Source organism: Chryseobacterium wanjuense (assembly GCF_900111495.1).
In the GTDB taxonomy this organism is placed as follows: Bacteria; Bacteroidota; Bacteroidia; order Flavobacteriales; family Weeksellaceae; genus Chryseobacterium; species Chryseobacterium wanjuense.
Window position 1 is genome coordinate 1884422 of sequence record NZ_FOIU01000001.1, and the last position, 15701, is coordinate 1900122.

A 15701-nucleotide genomic window follows, 5' to 3' on the forward strand; every position below is an offset into this window, starting at 1 on the left:
AATTATTTAACAGGTCGCCTCTACGATGGCTATTAACAGTTCGCTCCTACGGAGCTATATAGAAATTCTATTGGTTTCCATTAACTACAAACTGTCAACTATCAACTTCTTTTTTGATTTTATGTTGTTTTCTGTGAAGTCGGCGAGAATCTGATACTCATCCATTAATTCTGCGTATTTTTCCACGTGATCTGCCTGAGGAAAATATTCTGCTTCGAAATCGGAACCCATTTTCTGACTTGCCTCCTGAACATTTGGATAAATGCCTGCCGAAACTGCCGCATAAATTGCTGCTCCCAAAGCCGGAGCCTGGTCGGATGCTGCTACGACGATCGGCATATTGAGGACGTTTGCCAACGTTTGCATAATAAACGGGGATTTTCTGGCTACCCCACCAATTCCGATGACTTTTTCGATTTTTACGCCTTCTTCTTCGAAACGGTCGACGATTTTTTTCGCCCCGAAACAAATGGCGTTGACCAATGCTTTGAAAATATGCGGCGCTTTTGTACCGAGTGAAAGATTGCTGATAGTGGCCTTAAGTTCCTGATTGGCATCCGGCGTTCTTCTTCCGTTGATCCAGTCCAGGGCAATAGGAAGGGCTTCGGAAAGAGGAATTTTTTCTGCTTCCAGTGTAAGGTTGCGGATGAGATTATTTTCTATTTCTTCTTTTAACAGCTGTTTTTGATTTTCATCAATCACGTTGGAATTCAACAGAATATTGTGAACCGGCCAGCTCAGAATATCTTTGTACCACGCCAATACATCACCAAATGCGGATTGTCCGGCTTCAAGACCAATTAATCCCGGAATAACGGAGCCATTTACCTGACCACAGATTCCTTTCACCGTTTTATCTCCGATAATTTCGTTGGGTGCGACCATAATATCGCAGGTTGACGTTCCCATAATGCGGATCAGTGTATTTTCTTCCACTTTTGCACCGACTGCACCGGAATGCGCATCAAAAGTGCCCACTGTAATGACGGTATCGGTTGTTAGTCCTAATTTTGCAGCCCATTCCTGATTCAGATTTCCCGCCACTTCGTCTGAAGTATATGTTTTTTCGTATAGCCTGTCACGAAGTTCAGCCAAAGATGGATCTAACAGCTTGAGAAATTCTTTTGACGGCAGCCCGTTCCACGACTCGTGCCACATTGCCTTGTGACCGGCTGCACAACGGCTTCTTTTGAAAGTTTCCAAATCCTGATGGTCGGAAAGCAGAAAAGTCATATAATCGCAGTGCTCCATCCAGCTGTAAGCGGAATTTTTCACTTTCTCATCCTGTCTGTTGATGTGCAGAATTTTTGCCCAAAACCATTCGGAAGAATAGACTCCGCCCTCAAATCTGGTGTAATCTTCACCACCCCAGTTTCTGGCAAGCTGATTGATTTCTTCGGCTTCGTTAATGGAAGTATGATCTTTCCACAACACCATCATCGCGTTCGGATTTTCTTCAAATCCCGGAGTCAAAGATAATGCTATACCTTCTTTGTTCACAGGAATCGGCGATGATCCGGTAGTATCAACACAGATGCTTACAATCGTTTCCGGTGCCACTCCACTTTCTTTTACTACATCAGAAATGGTTTGTTGTAAGCCTTCGATATGGTCTAACGGATGCTGGCGAAATTGATTTTCTCCGGGTTGACAAAATTTCCCATGTTTCCATCGTTGATAGTAACTGACGGATGTTGCAAGTTCTGCTCCGTTTTCTGTATCGATCAGCACTGCACGTACGGAATCTGTGCCATAATCCAGTCCGATAACATATTTCTTCATTTTTGTAATGAATTTAGTTTTAATAAATATTTATATTTCCCTTAATCGGAGAATAAAACAAATATAAGATTCTATTTTAAATAAATGTATAAAATACACTTAATTTTAACTTTTCTTTTATTTATTGTACTTAAGGTTTATTTAATCTTTAAAACAACCAAAGAATTGGCAGGAATTTCAACTGAAAATTTCCCTTTTTTAATGATCGAATTATCTTCAACAGGCTGTATGTTTTCTGTTTTAAAATTATTTTCGTCAGAAAGGGCGGAAGCTGTTAAAATTATTTTCATTAGTTTTTGCCCCAATTTTATATTTCTAGGATTGATTTCAATTGTCTTTTCCTTAGAATCTGTATTCACAATCTTGATAATTACTTCATCATTTTTATTGTCTTTTACGGCGGTTGCATAGAGTTTGTCCTGTCCGCTGACTGATTTTTTATTGTGATACATTCTCAATAAGTCGCTTCCTTTATTATTCGAAAATAATTTCTGAACATAATAATTGGGTGTTGCGTAGGATTGCAGATTATTGAACCAAATCAAATCCGGAGTCCATTGCCAACCATCGGCGTGTGCAAATAACGGTGCGTAAGAAGTCATGGTGACCACATCTGCATTTCTTTCCAGTCCGGTCATAAAAGCGGCCTCAGACAGTGCCGATTCCCAATTGTTTTTATTGTCCGGACTTACTACTTTTACTGACTGAACGGCATACTCACCCGCAAAAACTTTAGGTCCGTTTCTGTCGTATTTGTCATATCTCGCTGCATTTTCCTGAAACCATTTTGCAGAATTGTAATAATGCTCATCCACGATTTGTGCGTTGAGTTTTTTAAGTTCTTTCCAGCCGTAATCAAAAAAATCACCGTCGGGCGAAGGTCCGCTTCCTGAAATGATTTTAATATCAGGATATCTGGCATGAATGGCTTTTTCAAAAATTTTGTAGCGTTCGATGTAATCTTCGCCCCACTGCTCATTTCCGACTCCAATATATTTCATATTAAAAGCTTTTGGATGCCCCATTTCTGCTCGAATTTTTCCCCATTTCGTATTGGCATCGCCGTTGGCAAATTCAATTAAATCCAAAGCATCCTGAACGAAGGGGTTCAATTCTTCCAGATCTACCAGCTCACCCGTGTTAAACTGGCAGGCCATTCCGCAGCTTAGAATCGGTAAAGGCTCGGCTCCCAGATCTTCGGAAAGCTGGAAATATTCGTAAAAACCTAATCCGAACGATTGGTAATAATCGGGAGTCAGACGATGCGGGAAACCAGAGCTCCATTTGTTGATGAGATATTCTCTGTCTGCTACATTTCCTAATGTTTTCTTCCATTGATACCTTTCCGCCAATGTTCTGCCTTCCACGATACACCCACCCGGAAAACGCAAAAATCCGGGCTGTAAATCGTATAATTTCTGAACTAAATCTTTGCGTAAACCACCCTTTCTTCCTTTCCACGTATCTTGCGGAAAGAGGGAAATCATGTCTATATTCACAACTCCGGTTCCTGTGAAAGTGATCTGTAGTTTTGCTTTTTCAACCGTTCTTGAGGGCGAGAAAACAGCCTTATATTTTTGCCAGCCTTTTCCTTTAATGATTATCGGGACTGTAGAAATTACGGTTCCGTTTTCGTCGACTAAGCTTGCATTGACGACAGAAATGTTTCCTGATGCATTTTCCAGATCGAAGCTGAAATCATATCCGGCATCTTTATGAAGCCCGATTCCCCGGAAGCCTTCATTTTCCAATATGTATTTTTTATCGTTGTGAACGGTAATTCTTGCGTAGTTTTTATTGGTTTTGGAATGATCAGAATAAATCGTCAAAAATCCGGAATCCAGATTATGAGAAAGTGTTTGTGTATTTTTTTGCTTCCAGCCCGTCAAGGGTTCATCAAATTCAAAGCTTCGGTTTTTGATTAATTCAGCATAAATACCGCCATCGGCTGCAAAATTGATATCTTCAAAGAAAATCCCATACATCGTTGGCTGGATTTTAATGTTGGTAGAAGTTCCATCCAGATCTAAAGTAAATTTTGAGGTTTGCGCTGTTGAAAACGCAACGCAGCTTGAAAGAAGAAGGGTAAAGATTTTATTTTTAGTTTTCATTGATAATTTATTTTGATTGTCCAAAACAGACACTTCGGCTACACTCAGTGTAATATTTCTAATGCTAAATTTTAATGATGGTAATCCGTCATTATTTAACTTTCAACTGGATACTTTTTAATGCTGAGCTTTTTGAAGTTCCACCGTAGAAAATGGTATAATCTCCTGATTTTGAAACTAAATCATCCGCTTTTTCATCATAAAATTTGAATGAATCTTCTGAAACAGTCAATTGGATATTTTTTGTTTCTTTTGCTTTAATCAAAACTTTTTCAAAAGCTCTTAACGTTTTTACGGGCGCTAAAGGATCATTATTTCTTTTCACATACACCTGCACCACTTCTTCGCCATCTCTTTCCGAAACATTATTAACCGGAATCGTTATCGTGATATTCTCATTAGCATTAATGCTGTTTTTGTTCAATTTAGCATTACCATAGGTAAATTTTGAATAGCTTAAACCATGACCAAATGCATATAAAGGATCTTCGGTCATATAGCGATAGGTTCTTCCCTTCATATCATAATTCTCAAAACCCTGATGCTTGCTTGTTTTTGAAAGTGCATTATCCAATTGCTCAAGATTTTTGTAAAAAGTAATCGGTAATTTTCCGGATGGGTTGTAATCTCCCGCTAAAACATCGGCAACAGCGGTTCCACTGGATTGTCCTCCGTACCAGGCATTCACCAAAGTGTCATAATTTTTTTCATCCTGCTCCAAACCGAGCGCACTTCCCGTGCACAGTACGAACACAACAGGTTTTCCTGTTTTTCTTAATTCTGCTAACAGTTCACGCTGAACTTTCGGAAGCTCTATTGAAGTTTTATCACCACCTTTAAAACCTTCTGCATTAACCATCATTTCTTCCCCTTCAAGGCTCGGGGACAATCCGCCGACAAAAACAATTACCTCAGCATCTTTTACTTTTTCTTTTACTGAATTAAAATTCACCGGATCTTTTCGGTACACATCGAAATCAATGCTTACATATTTTCCTTTTTGGCTGTGTCGAAGCTCTATCTGGTATTCCTTCCCTTTTTCCATTTTCACCGGAAATTCAGAAGGATGTCTTGCATCCGGCCCTTTTCTTGTCGCAATTTCTTTTCCGTCAATCAAAAGCGTATAAATATCCGATGTTGCAGCAGAAAATATCACTTCACCAGAATAACTGCTTTTAAAAATACCTGATATTTTTGCTGACGTATTTTCTCTGGCAACTCCCGGCGCAAGTTGAGTCCCCCCAAAACTGCTGTAGGTAATCCTCGTTGTATTGACCGAAGTATTGACTGGTTTTTCTTTAAATTCATTATTATTAAAAAACTCAACCTTCATTCCTTTCTCACCGTTTTTCTGGCTTACAAAATTCTGATAGAGAGATGTTCTGGATGATGGATCTGCCACCTCGGTTCCTTTTTCGTAAATGATTTCAGCATTTGGAAATTTTGTTTTAATTCCGTCTAAAATCGTTACCGTGGAAGAAGGTGTTCCGTTGTAATTACCCAACTGCATAATTCCGTCATCGGCATTGGGACCTACAACGGCAATTTTTTTAATATTTTTATGTAAAGGCAGAACATTTTTCTCATTTTTCATCAGTACAATAGACTTTTGAGCCATTTTCAATGCCTGTTCTTTATGTTCTTTAGAATCTACCGTAGAATAAGGAATATTGTTCCAGTGAACGGAAGATTTAGGATCAAGCATTCCTAATTCAAACCAGCCTTTGAGGATTCTGCGCATCGAAATGTCGAGATCTTTTTCGGTAATTAATCCGCTTGCCAGAGATTTGTTAAGATTATTGTAAGTATCTCCGCATTCCAAATCTGTTGAATGTTTTAGGGCATCTGCAGCGGTTGTTTTTTCGTCGGGATGCGTTCCATGGTATTTTTCCTGGTAAAAATCGGCCAAAGCCCAGCAGTCTGAAACGACCATTCCGTCGTATTTCCATTTACCACGAAGGATTTCATTAAGCAACGTATTGTTCGCGCAACAAGGCTGACCATCGAATGCATTATAGGCGCACATCACTTCTCTTACATTTCCTTCCAAAACCAATGCTTTGAAGGCCGGAAGATAGGTTTCATACAAATCCCTTTTGGAAATTTCGGCGTTGTAAGAATGCCGGTTCCATTCCGGGCCGCTGTGAACGGCAAAATGTTTGGCGCAGGCGTGGGTTTTAAAATATTTCGGATCATTGCCCTGCAGGCCTTTTACGGCAGCAACTCCCAAAACAGAAGTTAAGTAAGGATCTTCCCCATACGTTTCCTGGCCTCTTCCCCATCTAGGATCTCTGAAAATATTAATGTTGGGAGTCCAAAAAGTAAGACCTTCGTAACGTCCGGTTTTGTTGGCTTCCTCAAAAGATTTATTATATTTTGCACGGGCTTCGTCAGAGATCATTTCAAAAGTTTTGAGATGTTCCGGAACGTCCCAGGTTGCTGCCAATCCGATCGCCTGAGGGAAAACGGTAGCCGTTCCTGCCCTTGCGACACCATGAAGTGCCTCATTCCACCATCCGTAAGCGGGAATTTCGAGTCTGGGAACAGCTTTGGAATTATCCATCATCATGCCGATTTTTTCATCGACAGTTAATAATCCTAAGAGATTTTCAATCCTTTTCTCAACCGGAAGATCGGGATTCCGAAACGGATATTTGTAATTCTGACCAAAACTGAAAGCATAGATTATTACTGATACCGTTAATAAAATTTTGTTCATATAATTGATATTAAAGCAGTTTTAAATTAAATTAACTTAAATATTACTATCGAATATTTCTTTACCATGTGATAAAGACAAATATAAGATTCTATTTTTAATAAATGTACAAATTACACTTAATTATAAATTATAAAGAAAAAAAGTCACCGGAATGAACCGGTAACCTTATTAAAAGCAAGTTTTAATTGAATATGATTAAGGTTATTGCTTTATAAATTTTGTCTTGATGTTTTCTCCTAACCCGGAAATTTCAATAAAATACATCCCCGCAGGAAGTTTTGAAATGTCAATTCTGTTTTTACCATTGGTCAATTTTGCGTTATAAGAAACTGTACTCCCTTTTGCATCAACAATTGAATATACTCCGTCAGACCATTTCCAATCAATAAAAATTTCATTTTTTGCAGGATTTGGATAAAGGATAATATCATTTTTTGTCACTGTTGCATTGTCAACTTTAAGCGTCATAAAACTCAAAGGAAGAAAATTATCAGTATATGTATTATTTTCAGTAAGATATCCCTGGAACGAACTGATTATCGGTTCATTTCCTGCCGTTACTTTATAAAATCCTGTAACGCCGCTTTCTGTTTTCAGTACATATCCTCCCGCAGCAACTTTTATAGACTGATAAACACCGTTGATCTGATTAACAGTAATTGCTTTTGGGGTAGATACAGCACCCGATCCTGTGAATGTTTTACTTCCTGTCGCATTGATTAGCACAGGGATATTGGCAGGAATTACCCCATTGGAAATCGGTGAACATACCACAGTCCCAGAACCGGGCTGCATCATGTACGCTGTAACTCCCGAAGGAATGGCCGACTGAAAAGGTAAAAGAACGATCCCGTATCCATTGAAAGTTCTTGTATATGTTGCGGAACTTGCTGTAAAAGCAAACGGAACCTGAAAATCTTTACCTAAATCTGAAAGACTAAGATTCTGACAAGAATTGCCGGAAACTACATTTACATTATTGTTGCTCACACTTCCGTTCACATAAAAAATACTGTTGCGGTTGGAAGAAGCAGTGTTCCAGGTATCTGCCGATGTGTTTCCTGTAACATCCCGGAAATCAATGGATGTATAGAATTCATTTTCCAGCGCATCCATAAGATTGCTGTCCGTAAGCGAATATGCCGCTGCAAATTTTGAAGCTCTTTCATTGCCTACATTGAAATAAACATCGCCTAAAGTAAGGGTCAGTATAGAACTGTAATTTCCACTTCTCAGCCCAATAATTCCTTTGCAGCCATACGGAAGAACCGTTCTGGAAATATCAAACACAAGATTGAAACTTCCTGAACCCGGAGCAGGAAATGCTATACTTCCATAATTATGAGATCTTACCGTACCGTTGGTATCAACATAATATAATGTTGTATTGGATGAAGTCGGCAAGTTGGTTGTTGTATAATTTAATACATTAAAAATTAATTTGTTGTAACGGTCATCAAGATTTAAATATCCATTGTTGGCATCGGTATTTGAACTTATCAATGGAGTAGAATTATAGAAGGTAACTGTTTTTCCGCTCAGCTGATAATTAGTACCAAACGCCGAATTGGTCGGAACTTGACTTTCAATTTTATTATAATGAACATCACCTCCCGTCATTAATGATACCGGTCTGTCGCCACTTTTATTAAACACAAAAGTCATTACACTCGAAGGGCTCACCTGAACCGTAGGACGAAAACTCGCCGTACTGAAAGAAAAAGGTAATGAAGCCATATTCAAGGACTGAGACGTGGTTGTCTGTACTCCTGAAGCAGTAAAAAACGGCAGATCAACTTTAAGATCAAAGGTGTTTGCAGAAGAGTTGATAACAACAAGGGTGATCTGGTTTCCGTCCAGTGAAATATAAGAAGAGCCTTCCAAAGTTCCGCCTGAGGTTTCCCATTTGGCATCAATTCTGGTTTTTCCGGTGGTATTTTTAGCATATTGGGATAAAATGTATCCTCTTTTGGTCATTTCCCCGGCAACTGTTCCGTACGAGCCATCTCCCATCAGTCCGTAAAATCTTTTTGAGGCATAATGAATCCACGCATTTACATTTCCAAGCAATGCATTATTGACACTTTTTGCAAAAGTGAAGCCATCGGTATTCCAGATAAAATCTCTTGGAGTCTGGCTGCTTGAAGAATTCCAGTTAATCAGATATTCTGTCTGCCATATTTCTTTATTATAATTCTGAAACTGCTTGTAAACAGACTGCATCGAACCGTACTGATGCCCTCCGTACACCTCAAAATTCGCCATTACTGCAGGATCTAAGAATGCATTGGCAAAATTATCTGTAAAACCAACGCTTTCCGGCGCGATTACCTTACAGTTGATAAGGTGGCCGTAGTTTTTAACGAAATTTGCAATTTGCGTCGGCGTCCAGATACATCCCTGATACTGTGCCATTTCATCAGGTTCATTTTGTATGGATATGTAATCCAATGTCACACCATTATCCTGCAGATAGGTCACAAAACTATTGAGATAAAGAGCATAATCCTGATATTTTTCCGGCTTAAGATACCCGATTTGCTGTATTCCGTTTGTATCGGTATATACTGCGTTCACATGGTTATTGGTTTTCCATTCTGCGGGCATGGTCCAAGGGCTGGCGAATATCTTAATTCCCATAGATGCTGCCAACTGAGCCGTTGCAAGAGCCACACCCCAGTTGCTGCTTTGCTCGGGAATATAAAGGCGCATGATATTATACCCTCCTACACTGCCTGCACCCCAGAGTTTCTGGATCTCTGTGGTAGTCATGTGGTTGTAGCCGAATTGAGGACTACAGACAAAACCGCCAAAGCCAGTTATTTTCTGATAAGCAATACTCTTGTCAATTTTCACTTTTGCCTGCACATTTTGGGCATTCAGCTGCACTGAAATGGCAATACCTGTAATCATTACAAGTATACGTTTGAAGATCTTTTTCATAGTAATTAAGTTGTTTTAAATTTGATGTAAAATATGTCTAATGAATAGGTTAATATTCCATTTTTTCACTGAAAAATTCTCTGCTTCATTATACCTTTCAGTCATCAGTTTTCAACAATTACCATCTTCATTTATTTTTCTGAATAATCACTTTGAGGAGCTCCCAGATAACTTGGTTTAAGGCCTCCCGTATCAATCAGTATTTTCTCTAACACAATTCCCGGCTCCAGAACCCTGAATCTTAGTGTATGCTTGCCCGGTTGTGAAATCTGATGTTTTGTCACTGATTTAATGATGTGTTCCGACTGCCATTTTCCCAATTCTCCACGGTAATGTCCGTTGAAATTGACGGTCTCAGGTTTTCCTCCATCGAAGGAAATCTCATAACGCAATCCTTTGTTATGGTTGAAATTTAAAGTCGGAGCTAAAAGCAGCTGAACTTCAAATTCACCTTTAGATTTAAAATTAATATCATATTCCAGATAGATATTTTCATCGGATTTCGGGTAGGCATTCTGGGGAAAAGTCGTTATCCCGGATTTTGTTTTCCCGAAATCAGGAATCACTTCCCAATGAATCCTGTCGGAATTATTCATCCTCGCAAAATTTTCCGCTTCAATGGAAACATAGCCGTTTTCTTCTGCAAATATTTTATCTTTCGGAGTGGCAGTTGCTTCGGAGATATAGATTACGTCAGGCATTACATTTACTTTTCCGTCGAACCAGGCTTTGTATCCTATCTTCATCTGATCCATCATATGCGTCCATTTTCCTTTGGCAATTTCATTGTTATATTTATTGTCGAGATAAGCATTTCTTTCAAAACATTCTTTCACTTTATCTGCGTAGAAATTCGCCTGAATATCATTTTTGCCAGCCAGTTCTTTATTTTTGGCCACTGCATAATACATTTCATATAAATTACTGCATGCGTCGATTGGGTACAGAACCAACTGATAATAGGCATCCTGATATTCTTCCGGAATCTGGTCTTTTAAACGTAATGCATCCACTGCTAGTGCTCTGTAGTCATTCAGTACCGTCTCAAATTCATGATAATTTTCAAGGCTGAATGTTTTGCTGTCAAGTGTTTCAGGGGTAACTCTTCGATTATATTTGGCATAAAGATTAATCATTCGGGCAATTTCCTTTGAATGTTTCTCGCCAAATTGCTGTGCAGCCCATTTTTCGGTATATTCCAAAAGATTTTTAGCGTTAAACTGTTTGGGATTCCAGGCCATTTCAAGGAAAAAACTGATCGGGAATTCCATCGGCTTTAGATCGCCTACATTCACTACCCAGACTTTGTCGACTTTATGTTCGTAAGAAAGATTCATCTGTTCCCAAACCCGTTGAATCGGACTGATATTAATCCACTTAGAATTTCTCGGTCCACCTACATAATCGAAATGATAATATATTCCGTAACCGCCTTTATGCAAGGGTTTTGAAAGATCCGGAAGCTTTCTCACATTGCCCCAGTTATCATCGCAAAACAGCAAAATAACATCATCCGGAACCCTCATGCCTTTATCGTAATAATCCTGAACCTCTTTGTATAAAGCCCAAACCTGAGGTGTTTTATCCGCTTTCTTACCGGTTACCTCAGCAATAATTTTGCGTTGGTCTTTTACGATTTTTTCGAGTAAAGAAATATTGGTTCCCTCTCCCATTGCTTCATCGCCATCGCCACGCATTCCAACGGTAATGAGTTTTTCCCAGCTGTTACTTCTTACGATTCCTGCTTTCCAGAATTCCTGCAATACTTTGGGATTTTTGGAATAATCCCAGACATTCGGGAGGTTATTTCTTTTGATATACCGGTGCCAATCGGTCTGCGCCTGCGCCATCGGCTCGTGGTGAGAAGTTCCCATTACGATACCCATTTCGTTGGCTAATGGCCCGCTCAAAGCATCATCGTCATAAAATGCTTTTCCCCACATGGCTGGCCAAAGGTAGTTGCCTTTCAGGCGAAGGATCAATTCAAAAACTTTTTCGTAAAATTTTGAATTAATACCGCCAAAAGTGGCTCTAGCCCAACCACCAAGAGATGGTTCTTCATCATTCAGGAAAATCCCGCGGTACTCTACAGCAGGTTCTCCATCGGTATATATTCCTTTTTTAAAATATAAATTTTCTTTCGTTTCAACCGGAACATCCGCCCAGTAATACCAGGGTGAAACGCCAATCTGCTGCGAAACTTCATAAATTCCGTAGATGGTTCCTCTTTTGTCACTTCCGGCAATCACAATAGCTTCTGAAACTCCGGGAAATGGATTGCTGATATTCTGGATAATATATTTTTCTGTTTTACCGATTAATGATTTCCCGTCGATTTTTTTTTGTCTGATTAAATCATCGATCACAGATTTTGTTCCGACAGTTCCGATAATAATTAAAGGAGAAGTCATTCCGGAAATCTGATTCAGAATGTTGGGTTGTTCGCCTGTAACTTTCTGAAAATCTGCTTGGAGGTTCTTTACAGCTCTCATAATTCCTGCATCCATCTGAGCATCTGCATACAGGGAAATTCTGACAGATTTGTCTTTCAGAAGAATAACATCATTGGTTTTTTCTGTCGTGATAAACCGTTCGGTTGCCTGTACATTACCAAAAGCACCCAACAACAGTACAAAGAAAAATAGTATAGGTAATCTGTTCATAATCTTATCTTTATCTGATTGAAACCTTCAAGGTTTAAGTTTAACATTTATCAGTTGCGAATCGCACGCAGCCCGACCTGAGTGGAGCTCTTTTTGTGGAGCGAAGCGGAACAAAAAAGCGGGAACGGAGGGCGGATAAAGCTGCCCAAATTATTCCTGCATTAATTCTTCAACACAAAACCGCCATTCGGCTGAATTTCAATTTCGTATACTCCTTTTTTATTGATAGAAATCTGTTTTGTAAATGTGGTTCCGGATTTATCATCATTAATAAGTTCGACATTTTTGCCTGCTAACATCAGGAGATTGAGTTTAAGTTTCTTAACCGTTTTTTCTGCATTCACCCCGGCAACATACCATGTATCCTGATGCCTTCTTGCAATGACCGAATATTTCCCCGGATAGCCGTCGATAAAAATCGTCTCATCCCAAAGTGTCGGAACATCTTTCATAAAATCAATCTGAAATTTTGGAGCATCGGCCAGGTTATTCGGCATTACTGCAAACATCTGAACGGGATTTTGAAATAACACGGCAGTAGCCAACTGAAATCCGTCTGTTGTATGTCTTTTATTTTTATCCTTGTTTGATTGGGTTAAAAATTTATTGAGAAAAGTGCCGCCAAATTCCATACTTCCGACCGTATTCCTGATAAACGGATGTAAGGTTGCAAAGAACGCTTCCTGCTTACGGACATCTTCTGAGAAATAGAGCATTTCCGAAGCTAAAACGGCTTCACTTCCCGCATAATTCGGGTACATCACTTCCCAGCCTCGCGGTAAAGTGGCGCCATGGAAAATAATCGTTAATCCGAAATCATTAGCATCAGACAAAATATCTTCGTACAGACGCATGGTTTCCTGTTTGTCTCCGCCGAAGAAATCGACTTTCAGGCCTTTTACGCCAGTTTCCTTTAGCCATTTCATTTCTTTTTTCCTTTCTACGGCATTGCTCATTTTGTTTCTTGGTCCCATCGGTGCATCGTTGGCAGCTCCGTTGGAATTGTACCAAAGCATAACACCCACATTTTTGGATTTCGCATACTGAACGAGTTGTTTCATCCGCTCTTTCCCTATATTTTTATCCCAAAGTGCATCGATCAAAATAAATTCATATTGTAAAGAAGAAGCAAGATCTATGAATTTCACCTGATCATCATAGTTCATACTTGCATCCTGCCATAATATCCAGCTCCAGGTAGAACGCCCAAACTGATATTCCTGCGAAGGCTCGTAAAGCGGTTCCAGCACATCAAAAGGAATCGTAGTTTCCACGATCGGTTTCAACGAATCTCCAATGCTAATGGTTCTCCACGGTGTTTTTCCGGGCAAAGAAAGTGCTGCTCCGGAACTTCCGAAACCGTTGTTTTCCGCCATATTTGGATAGGCTACCTGATAAAGATTCTTTTCTGAAGTAGTGCTGAGATGTGAAGCGCAGTACAAACTCGTCACGCCAGTCTCCGAAAGCAAAATCCAGTTACCGCTTCCGACATGGAAAAGTCCGGGGAAAACGTAACCGTAATCGGCTTTAATTCCCAATTCCGCATCCGCTTTGTATCCGCTTTCGTAGCTTGGCGCTGTTCGGGCGAAACCGGTCATCGGCTTCATCATCGGTGAGAGAAATGTCGTAGTCTGTGTCGGGAATCTATATCCGGTAACTTCCGACTCTACCACCGCACTGAAACGGTCTTTCATTGACGGAATCTCATAACGGAAAGCAATATTATTATCGCTAACCTGAAACTCAATTTCAAGACCGAACTGATCTGCATTCATAAAGCTGACCATCAAAGTATTGGCTTTATACTCAACTTCAGATTTTTTTATTTTTTTGTTGCTGTATTTTTTAGAAACAACATCTTTTTTGCTGTTGATGAATTTTAAATTTTTAGAAAAATCAGATTCATTGGTGATCAACCCCAACGGAGACTTGTCGAGCATTGTTTCTCCCTGAAAACTTACAGAGTATAATGCTTTTCCTTGTTCTGAAAATACATTCAGCTTCAATTTGCCATCCGGACTGGAAATTTCAGCAACTTGAGCTTTAATTTCTGATAAAAGACAGAAAATTATTAATGATAGAAATATAAGTGTTCCTTTTTTCATTTTAAATTATTTTGAAAACATCCAATAATCGAAAAACATGATATCTTTTTCCGCTTTACCATTACACACGAAATAAAGATTGTGAATGCCTGTAATTTTGTTGGATAGATTAGTCGTAACTGTTTCAAATCGATCATCTCCACCGGTAAGAGGAACTTTTATGGTGGCGGCAACCGGTCCGTTTAAACCGTCTAGATGAACATCCATTGTGACACCGCTGTTATGTGTAGTTCCAACACGGGCAGAAAAAGATGATGCGCCATCTTTTCCAAAATCAACATTCTTTACACTGGTGTAAGCGCCATTTTTCTTTGCTTTAATGAAAACTCCCGCTGTTTTATTCTGATAAGATTTTATATTCTCTGACCAGGCTATCATTTCCGCCTGATTGAATGAATAAGGATTAATGGTTCCAATGGCATCCGTAATACCGTTGGTCATTTTAAAAGGTGAAATAGAACCATCTTTATTAAAATTAAGCTCCTGAACGCTTACTGATCTTGTAAATCCACTTCCGCCCGGCAATGCACCGTTGTGGTAGAAGAAATATGTTTTTCCTCTGAAATCAATAACTCCGGGATGATTGGTAAAGGATTTTCCTTCCGCAGGCATTATGATTCCGCCGTATTTCCAAGGACCTTGTGGACTTTTGCTCGTAGAATAGCCGATAAACTCGGGAAGCGGACCGCCCGGCCAGAAAAGATAATATAAATTTTTGCGTTTGTACAGCCACGGACCTTCTTCATATTTGGTGGGTCTTTCAGGATTTCCTTCTCTTTTACCGAAAGATTCTTCGGTCATCGGAACTTCAACAATATCGCCGGAATAGGAAATCATATTTTCATTTAATTTTACATATTTAAGCTTGGGATTTCCCCAGTACATATGCGCCTGACCATTGTCATCAATAAAAACCGTAGGATCGATATCACCCCATTCGCTCTGAACCAATGGCTTTCCCAACGGATCATGAAACGGACCAAAGGGACTGTCAGCAACAGCAACTCCAATTGCGCCTTTGTTATTGGTTTTAGAAATCATCGGTACGTACATAAAAAACTTTCCGTTTCTTTCGATGCACTGTGCTGCCCATGCATCACGTTTTGCCCAATCAAAATCGTTGTAGGAAAGAATAATGCCGTGGTCTGTCCAGTTGACCATATCATTAGTAGAAAATACCTTCCAGTTGTTCATGGTAAACCATGTAGAATCATCTTCATCGTGCGTTGTATAGACATATAAACGATCGTTATACACCATCGGAGCCGGATCTGCGGTATAAGCGGTCTGAATAATGGGATTTTGGGCAGTTAAAATTCCTGTGCAGCCTATCAATAAGCTACTTATTATACATTTTATGGTATTATTCTTCATT

Annotated in this window: 7 protein-coding genes; all 7 read right to left on the reverse strand. The window is 39.5% G+C overall.

The window, feature by feature from the left end; translation table 11 throughout:
* Window positions 1-84 precede the first annotated feature (84 nt).
* Window positions 85-1782, reverse strand: coding sequence for a ribulokinase (locus BMX24_RS08515; protein ID WP_089791602.1), 1698 nt, complete (start codon window positions 1780-1782; stop codon window positions 85-87).
* A 137-nt stretch (window positions 1783-1919) separates the two neighbouring features.
* Window positions 1920-3893, reverse strand: coding sequence for an alpha-L-arabinofuranosidase C-terminal domain-containing protein (locus BMX24_RS08520; protein WP_089791603.1), 1974 nt, complete (start codon window positions 3891-3893; stop codon window positions 1920-1922).
* 91 nt (window positions 3894-3984) lie between these two features.
* Entirely contained in the window at window positions 3985-6612 is a 2628-nt protein-coding gene (locus BMX24_RS08525) for a beta-glucosidase (protein WP_089791604.1), read from the reverse strand.
* Window positions 6613-6816: 204 nt separating this feature from the next.
* The gene (locus tag BMX24_RS08530; RefSeq protein WP_228404744.1) at window positions 6817-9558 is read right to left on the reverse strand and encodes a T9SS type A sorting domain-containing protein; all 2742 of its coding nucleotides are present in this window, start codon (window positions 9556-9558) and stop codon (window positions 6817-6819) included.
* Between the two features lie 131 nt (window positions 9559-9689).
* Window positions 9690-12221: a glycosyl hydrolase 115 family protein gene (locus BMX24_RS08535; protein ID WP_089791605.1), complete on the reverse strand. Its 2532-nt coding sequence runs from the start codon at window positions 12219-12221 to the stop codon at window positions 9690-9692.
* A gap of 161 nt (window positions 12222-12382) precedes the next feature.
* Entirely contained in the window at window positions 12383-14326 is a 1944-nt protein-coding gene (locus tag BMX24_RS08540) for a glycoside hydrolase family 97 protein (protein ID WP_089791606.1), read from the reverse strand.
* Between the two features lie 6 nt (window positions 14327-14332).
* Window positions 14333-15700 (reverse strand): glycoside hydrolase family 43 protein, encoded by a 1368-nt coding sequence (locus BMX24_RS08545; protein WP_089792840.1) that lies wholly within the window; start codon window positions 15698-15700, stop codon window positions 14333-14335.
* Window position 15701 lies beyond the last annotated feature (1 nt).